The organism is Tropicimonas sp. (genome assembly GCF_047971885.1).
Classification (GTDB): Bacteria; Pseudomonadota; Alphaproteobacteria; order Rhodobacterales; family Rhodobacteraceae; genus Tropicimonas.
Genome location: NZ_JBKEAE010000109.1, coordinates 1 through 5,990, shown reverse-complemented (window position 1 = coordinate 5,990; position 5,990 = coordinate 1). Strand labels below are relative to the sequence as shown.

Below are 5,990 nucleotides of genomic sequence, written 5' to 3'. Positions count from 1 at the left end.
GCCCGCCCGAGCGCCCTGCCCGGCCCAGCACCGTCATGGCGACGCCCAGCGTGGACAGCACGACCCCCAGAATGGCCAGCGGCGGCAGGTCCTCGCCCAGAAACAGCCAGCCCATGACCGCGGCAATCGGCGCGTTCAGCGCAAACAGCGCCCCCGCCCGGCGTGGTCCCAGCCGGATCAATGACACGTAAAGCAGCGTATCGCCAAGGAAAATTCCGATGACACCCGACAGCGCCAGCCGCAGCAGGTCGCCGCTTTCGATCCCCTGCCAGCGCCCGGTGGCAAAGACGATCGCCGCCAGCATCGCCGCCACCATGCCCTGACGCAGACGGTTGAAACCGAACGGCCCCAGCGCCTGCGCCGCCGATTGCGACAGGATGCCGGTAATCGCCCAGCAGGCCGCCGCCCCCAATGCGGCGAGTTCATAGACCGGCATTCCGTCCCCCGTTATTTCTTGCCGGGATAGGCCGGCGCGTGAACCCGCGCAAGCCGGCCGGCGTTATGTCCCGAATTCACCCCGAAAGGAGACTGAAATGATCGTCAATTCCGGCTCGGCAAGATGGGAAGGCGGGCTCAAGGACGGCAGGGGCACCGTCTCGACCCAATCGGGGGTGCTGTCCGAGCAGCCCTATGGCTTCAGGACCCGGTTCGAAGGCGCCCCCGGAACCAATCCCGAGGAACTGATCGGCGCCGCCCATGCCGCCTGTTTCAGCATGGCGCTGTCGAATATTCTGGCCGGCGCGGGCGTGACCGATGTGGTGATCGAGACCACCTCGAAGATCGGGCTGGATCAGGTCGAGGGCGGTTTCGCCATCAAGACCGCGCATCTGACGACGCGGGTTTCGGGGAACGGCGACCGGGCGGTCATCGAGGAATCGGCGAGAAAGGCCGAACAGGGCTGCCCGGTCAGCAAGGTGCTGAAGGCCGAAATCACGCTGGATGTGACGGTGGTGTAAGGCGGAACGCCATTCGGCCACCCGCCGCCGCCCGGGATGCAGTCCGGGCGGTTGGCCCGCTGTCAGAGGTTGATGACCGCTGCCCGCCACAGCTGGTGCAGGCAGCGCGACGAACGGATATCCCACCCGGAATGGAGAGCCTGCAATGAAACGGATCAGCCTGACCTGTCTGACCCTGCTGATGCTGTCACCCGCCCCGATGCTGCACGCGCAGGGCGCAATCGAAGGCCCCTCCGGCGCCGGCGGCCCGAAGGTGAATCGCAGCGTCTTTCAAGACGATGCCATCCGGGCGGTCACAGCCGTGACCGAGGTCTTTGGCGACGGCCAGAAAGTGACGGCTGCAGTCGTCGAACTGGCAGAGCCGGTTTCAGCCGATTCTGTCGGGATCGGCAGCTTTACCGTCGAGGAGCGCAACATCCTGTCGGTCAGGGTCGCCGACACCGCCGATCCCGCGGCGCCTGCGGCGAGCGGACGTTTCATTGTCATCGCGCTTGACCCGGCCGATGCTGCCGCGCCTGTCTTCGGCCCGGATCTGGACAAGGCCGCCGCGCTCATCGTGAAGATGGCAGGGCCGCTGACCTTCGCCAGCGGGGCGCAGGTCGATCCCGGCATGCTGGGGGTCATCAATACCCGCACGACGAATGTCATTGTCGATGATTTCCGCCAGTTTCGCTTTACCGATCCCGAGACCGGACTGACGCTGGATTACAACCTGTATATCCCCAAGAATTACGATCCGGGGCAAAGCTATCCGCTGGTCCTGTTCATGCATGATGCCGGCGTCACCGGCTCTAACCCGCGCCGGACCCTGCAACAGGGGTTGGGTGCCGTCTCATTCGCCCGCCCCGAAGATCAGGCCCGTCACCCCGCCTTTGTGCTGGCCCCGCAATTCCCGGTGCCGCTGACCAATGACGCCTCGCAAACCTCGGTCTATGTCGATCTGGTCCCACGCCTGCTGGCGCAATTGGCCAAGGACTACAGCATCGACAGAAACCGGCTCTATACGACCGGCCAGTCGGGCGGCTGCATGACCAGCATCGCCCTGGGCATTGCCGAGCCCGATCTTTTCGCCGCCACGCTCTGCGTCGCAGGGCAATGGGACGCATCGCTTGTCGCGCCGCTGGCCGGTGCGAAATTCTGGGCCATCGTGTCCGAGGATGACAGCAAGGCCTTTCCCGGTATGACCGCGATCATGGAGGAACTTGCCGCGAATGGCGCGAAGATTGCCCGAGGTCAGCTGGATGCAAAGGCCCCGGCGCAGGACATGGCGCAGGCAGTCGCGGCGATCCGCGCCTCGGGCACGGACAGCAATGTGTTCTTTACCACATTCACCGCAGGCAGCGTTCTGGACCCGAGCGCCCCGGCCTCACCCGGGGCGGGCCATGTCAACACATGGCACCATGCCTATACCATTCCGGCATTGCGCGACTGGTTGTTCGAGCAGAGGAAATAGATCGCACGGGGGGCATGGCACGCAGAGCATGCCAGCCTCCGGCGGCACTCACACCATCATCTCTTTCGTCGCCGTCAGCTTCAGGTCCGGGTGATCGCGCACCACGCGGTCGATGTCCCATTGCAACCGGGTCAGATAGACCGGATCGCCGTCATGGTCGCTGGCCATGTGCTGCTTGTTCTGGTTGGCAAAGGCATCCAGTTTCGCCTGCGGTCCACTGACCCAACGCGCAGAGGTGAATTGCGAGGATTCGAAGCGGACCGGAATGCCGTATTCGATCTCGATGCGGCTCGCCAGCACCTCGAATTGCAGCTGGCCCACCACGCCGACAATGAAGCCCGAGCCGATCATCGGCTTGAACACCTTGGCGGCACCTTCCTCGGCGAATTGCATCAGCGCCTTTTCCAGGTGCTTGGCCTTCATCGGATCGCCCGAGCGAACGGTCTGCAGCAGTTCCGGCGCGAAGGAGGGGATGCCGGTAAAGCGCAGCCCCTCGCCCTCGGTCAGCGCGTCGCCGATGCGCAATTGCCCGTGGTTCGGAATGCCGATGATGTCGCCGGCCCAGGCCTCCTCGGCCAGCTCGCGGTCGGCGGCAAGGAACAGCACCGGGTTCGACACTGCCATCGGCTTTTTCGAGCGCACATGGGTAAGCTTCATCCCGCGCTCGAAATGGCCGCTGGCGAGGCGCACGAAGGCCACGCGGTCGCGGTGCTTGGGGTCCATGTTCGCCTGCACCTTGAAGACGAAGCCGGTAACGCGACCTTCTTCGGGCGCGATCTGGCGTTCGGCAGCGTTCTGTGGCTGGGGCTGCGGGCCGTATTCGCTGATCCCGCTCATCAATTCCTTGACGCCGAAACTGTTGATGGCGCTACCGAACCAGATCGGCGTCAGATGACCTTCGAGGAAGGATTGCCGGTCAAAGGCAGGCAGCAGCTCACGCGCCATCTCAACCTCTTCGCGCAGCTTGGACAAGAGGTCGGCGGGGATGTGACCCTCTAGTTTCGGATCGTCCAGCCCCTTGATGCTGATCGATTCCGCCACCCTGTTGCGGTCGGCGCGGTCCATGATCTCAAGCCGGTCATTCAACAGGTCATAGGCACCGATGAAGTCGCGACCGACCCCGATGGGCCAGCTTGCGGGCGCCACGTCGATGGCCAGATTTTCCTGAATCTCGTCGATGATCTCGAATGTATCGCGGCTTTCGCGGTCCATCTTGTTACAGAAGGTCAGGATCGGCAGGTCGCGCAGCCGGCAGACCTCGAACAGTTTGCGGGTCTGGGATTCGACGCCTTTCGCCCCATCGATCACCATGATCGCGGCATCGACGGCGGTCAGGGTGCGATAGGGATCCTCGGAGAAATCGCTGTGCCCCGGCGTGTCGACCAGATTGAAGCGGTGCCCGTCATATTCGAAGGACATGGCCGAGGCCGAGACCGAAATCCCCCGGTCCTGCTCCATCTTCATGAAGTCGGACCGGGTGCGCCGCGCCTCGCCCTTGGCGCGCACCTGACCGGCCATCTGGATCGCCCCGCCAAACAGCAGGAACTTTTCGGTCAGCGTGGTCTTGCCGGCGTCGGGATGCGAGATGATCGCGAAGGTCCGGCGGCGGGCGATTTCGGGCGGGAGTGCAGGGCGGTTTTCCATGGCCGGCGATGTATCGCGGCTTGCGGGTTTGCGCAAAGCGGCGCGGTCGGCGGTGGGGGGGTTTGTGCACCCCACCCCCCCGCAGGATATTTGAGGACCCAAGCAGGCGGGATGGGTCAGACGAACTGTTCGCGGGTCAGGCGTTCTTCGAGGCCGTGGCCCGGATCGAACAGTATGCGGTGCTGGATCGCGGGCTCCGAGCGGATCTCGACCCAGTGGACCCTTTCGACCCCGCGCGAGTCGGCATCGGCCATGACCGGACGCTTTTCGGGCTCCAGAACGTCGAAACGGCCGGTGCCGGAGTTGGGCAGGATCGCCCCGCGCCAGCGGCGGGGGCGAAAGGCGGCGATGGCGGTCAGGGCCAGCACGTCCGAACCCATGGGCAGGATCGGGCCATGGGCCGAATAGTTATAGGCAGTCGATCCGGCGGGCGTGCAGAGCAGCGCGCCGTCGCAGACCAGTTCCTCCATCCGCTCGCGGCCATCGACGCTGATCCGCAGCTTGGCGGCCTGGGGGCCCGCACGCAGCAGGCTGACCTCGTTGATGGCCAGCGCGCGATGCTCGCGACCATCGGCCGCGCCCGCAAGCATGGCCAGCGGGTTGGTGACCGTTTCCTCGGCCATCGCGACCCGTTCGGGCAGGTCGTCCTCGTGATAGTCGTTCATCAGAAAACCGATGGTGCCCCGGTTCATGCCATAGACCGGCAGGCCGGTATTCTTGTGCAGCGTCGACAGCATCAACCCGTCGCCGCCAAGGGCCACGATCACCTCGGCCTCGGACTGGCGCGTCTGGCCATAGCGCGCTGTCAGCCGCGCAAGCGAGGTCTGGGCAACGCCCGTATCGCTGGCCACGAACATCAATCTGGGTGCCATCGGGCCTTTCCTCGCTGAACGCCGCCAGATTTCAGCCTGTTGGCGCAGAAGGCAAGCCCCATGTCGGATTCCCTGTTTATGCGGACGGCAGCCTCGGCTAAAGAGACGCCGACCGCAGCAGTCCAGCCGGAGACAGCCGATGAGCACCCAGACCGAAGCCTTTTTCACCGCCCCCCTTGCCGACGCCGATCCCGCCATCGCCAAGGCCATCGGCCAGGAACTGGGCCGCCAGCGCGACGAGATCGAGCTGATCGCATCCGAAAACATCGTGTCCAGGGCCGTGCTGCAGGCGCAGGGCTCTGTTCTGACCAACAAATATGCCGAAGGCTATCCCGGCAAGCGCTATTACGGCGGCTGCCAATTCGTTGATATCGTGGAAGATCTGGCGATTGACCGGGCCAAGGAACTGTTCGGTTGCGACTTCGCCAATGTTCAGCCGAACAGCGGCAGCCAGATGAACCAGGCGGTGTTTCTGGCGCTGCTGAAGCCGGGCGATACCTTCATGGGGCTGGACCTGAATTCGGGCGGTCACCTGACCCATGGCAGCCCGGTGAACATGTCGGGCAAATGGTTCAACGTGGTCAGCTATGGCGTCAGGAAGCAGGACCAGCTGCTGGACATGGAGGCGATTGCCGAAAGCGCCCGCACCCACAAGCCCAAGCTGATCGTGGCCGGCGGCACCGCCTATAGCCGGGTCTGGGACTGGGCCGCCTTCCGCAAGATCGCCGACGAGGTCGGGGCCTGGCTGATGGTCGACATGGCGCATATCGCGGGCCTCGTGGCCGGTGGCCAGCATCCCTCGCCCCTGCCCCATGCCCATGTCGTGACCACGACGACGCATAAATCCCTGCGCGGCCCGCGCGGCGGCATGGTGCTGACCAATGACGCCGATCTCGCGAAAAAGATCAATTCGGCGGTATTCCCCGGCCTGCAGGGCGGCCCGTTGATGCATGTAATCGCCGCAAAGGCCGTCGCCTTTGGCGAGGCGCTGCAACCGGGCTTCAAGGATTACGCCGCCCAGGTCGTGAAGAACGCCCAGGCCATGGCCGACGAGCTGATGAAGGG

6 protein-coding genes are annotated in these 5,990 nt (G+C 64.6%); 3 read left to right on the top strand and 3 right to left on the bottom strand.

The genetic code is table 11. The features are described 5' to 3' along the window. Positions 1-436: DMT family transporter (locus ACK5IR_RS09425; RefSeq protein ID WP_416928217.1), on the bottom strand; the 436-nt coding region annotated here is incomplete at its 3' end. A 97-nt stretch (positions 437-533) separates the two neighbouring features. Here ACK5IR_RS09425 and ACK5IR_RS09420 point away from each other — a divergent pair. Together ACK5IR_RS09420 and ACK5IR_RS09415 are read left to right on the top strand one after the other, a co-directional pair. Beyond that, a complete protein-coding gene (locus ACK5IR_RS09420; protein WP_416928215.1) occupies positions 534-956 on the top strand; it encodes an OsmC family protein in 423 nt (140 codons plus the stop codon). A gap of 145 nt (positions 957-1,101) precedes the next feature. After that, positions 1,102-2,409: a hypothetical protein gene (locus ACK5IR_RS09415; RefSeq protein WP_416928213.1), complete on the top strand. Its 1,308-nt coding sequence runs from the start codon at positions 1,102-1,104 to the stop codon at positions 2,407-2,409. A 48-nt stretch (positions 2,410-2,457) separates the two neighbouring features. Here the strand turns inward: ACK5IR_RS09415 and ACK5IR_RS09410 are convergent, their stop codons facing one another. Both ACK5IR_RS09410 and ACK5IR_RS09405 read right to left on the bottom strand, forming a co-directional pair. Further along, complete coding sequence (locus tag ACK5IR_RS09410; protein ID WP_416928211.1) at positions 2,458-4,053, bottom strand: peptide chain release factor 3; 1,596 nt, start codon at positions 4,051-4,053, stop codon at positions 2,458-2,460. A gap of 116 nt (positions 4,054-4,169) precedes the next feature. Further along, positions 4,170-4,925, bottom strand: coding sequence for an NAD kinase (locus ACK5IR_RS09405; protein ID WP_416928209.1), 756 nt, complete (start codon positions 4,923-4,925; stop codon positions 4,170-4,172). Positions 4,926-5,064: 139 nt separating this feature from the next. Here ACK5IR_RS09405 and glyA point away from each other — a divergent pair. Continuing rightward, positions 5,065-5,990: serine hydroxymethyltransferase (glyA, locus tag ACK5IR_RS09400; RefSeq protein ID WP_416928207.1), on the top strand; the 926-nt coding region annotated here is incomplete at its 3' end.